Here is a 1,676-nt window from a genome sequence, read left to right as displayed (position 1 = left end):
GGTCCGCTGTGCGGACCGCGCGCCGCTGGCCGTACCGACCGGACTGGTCGTGACCATGACGCTGGCGGTTCTGCTCGCCGGCTGCATGGTCGGCCCCGACTATGTCCGGCCCAAGGTCGATACCCCGGCGCAGTACCGCTTCCAGTTCCGCGAGGTACAGGAGACCGCCAACACCCGTTGGTGGCGGGGCTTCAACGACCCGGTCCTGGATGACCTGATCAGTCAGGCCCTGGCCCACAATTGGAACGTCAAGATCGCCGCGGCCAACGTGGAGGCCGCCGCCGGGGTCCTGAGCCAGGCCCGCGCACCGCTCTTTCCGCAACTGACCTACAACGGCGTGGGCGAGCGAGCGCGCGTCTCCGAGGACACCGCCACCACCATCCCGGGCAGCTTCGCGAACCCGGCGGACAACTTCCAGGTACTCGCCGGGGCCTCCTGGGAGATCGACCTGTGGGGCCGCATCCGCCGTCAGACCGAGGCGGCGCGGGCCAACCTGCTCGCCACCGAGGAGGCCAGACGCGGTGTCATCCTGTCACTGGTGGGGACGGTGGCGAGCGGCTACATCCAGTTGCGCGGGCTCGACTCCCAGCTCGCCCTGTCGAAACAGACCCAGGCCGCCTATGGCGAATCCCTGCGCCTGTTCGAGGCCCAGTTCAAATACGGACAGGTCTCGGAGATGACGGTCGCCCAGGCCAAGTCCCAGTACGAGACCGCCAGCGCCCAGATCCCGCTCCTGGAACGCAAGATCGCCCAGACCGAGAATGGAATCGGCGTGCTCCTGGGGCGCAACCCGGGGCCTATCCCGCGCGGCCTGCCCGTCGAGACCCTGGCGGCGCCCGCCGTCCCGGCCGGGGTCCCGTCGGACCTGCTGGCCCGCCGGCCGGACATCCTGGAGGCGGAGCAGCAATTGATCGCCGCCAATGCCCGGATCGGCGCGGCCCGCGCACTGTACTTCCCGACCATCTCCCTGACCGGCGCCCTGGGCACCAACAGCGCCCAACTCGCCAACCTCTTCAGCGGACCGGCCAACACCTGGAGCTTCGCCGGGACCCTGGCCGGACCCATCTTCACCGCCGGGGCGGTCAGCGGTCAGGTCGCGCAGGCCGTGGCACTCCAGCAGGCGGCCCTGAACAACTACCAGCGGGTCATCGTGGGCGCCTTTGCCGACGTCTCCAATGCGCTCGTCGGCCGGGAGAAGCTGACCGCCGAGGTGACGACCCAGCAGCGGCTGGTCCAGGCCTTGAGCGACTATGCGCGCCTGGCCAAGCTCCAGTTCAACGGCGGCTATGCCCCCTATTCGACCGTGCTCCAGGCCGATCAGCAACTCTTTCCCGCCGAGCTGAACCTGGCGGCCACCCGCGCCGCCAGTCTGATCGCGCTGGTCAGCATCTACCAGGCCATGGGCGGCGGCTGGGTCGACGAGGCCGCCCGCGAGGCCCCGGCACCGGTGCGCGGCAAGGGGCCCTTCGCCCCGGCCATCCCCAGGGCGCCGGGGGTGGCGGCGCCAGCGGCGGGAGCGGGGTCGGGTGTCGCTGGTGCGGCGCAATAGTAACGAGTCAAGAACCAGTTAAACGCAATCGTTGTCGTTGTCGTTGTCGTAATCGGAGAAGCGATGCACTTTCGGCTGCGAGAGAATCCGGGGCACTACGATAACCTCGATTACGACAACGACAACG

At 69.0% G+C, this 1,676-nt stretch carries 1 protein-coding gene; it reads left to right on the top strand.

The features are described 5' to 3' along the window. On the top strand, nt 1-1,549 hold a 1,549-nt coding region (locus tag QZY48_RS32395), incomplete at its 5' end, for an efflux transporter outer membrane subunit (protein ID WP_366929819.1). Nucleotides 1,550-1,676 lie beyond the last annotated feature (127 nt).

This window comes from uncultured Thiodictyon sp. (assembly GCF_903828115.1).
Lineage (GTDB): Bacteria > Pseudomonadota > Gammaproteobacteria > Chromatiales > Chromatiaceae > Thiodictyon.
This window is presented reverse-complemented; position numbering and strand designations above follow the sequence as displayed.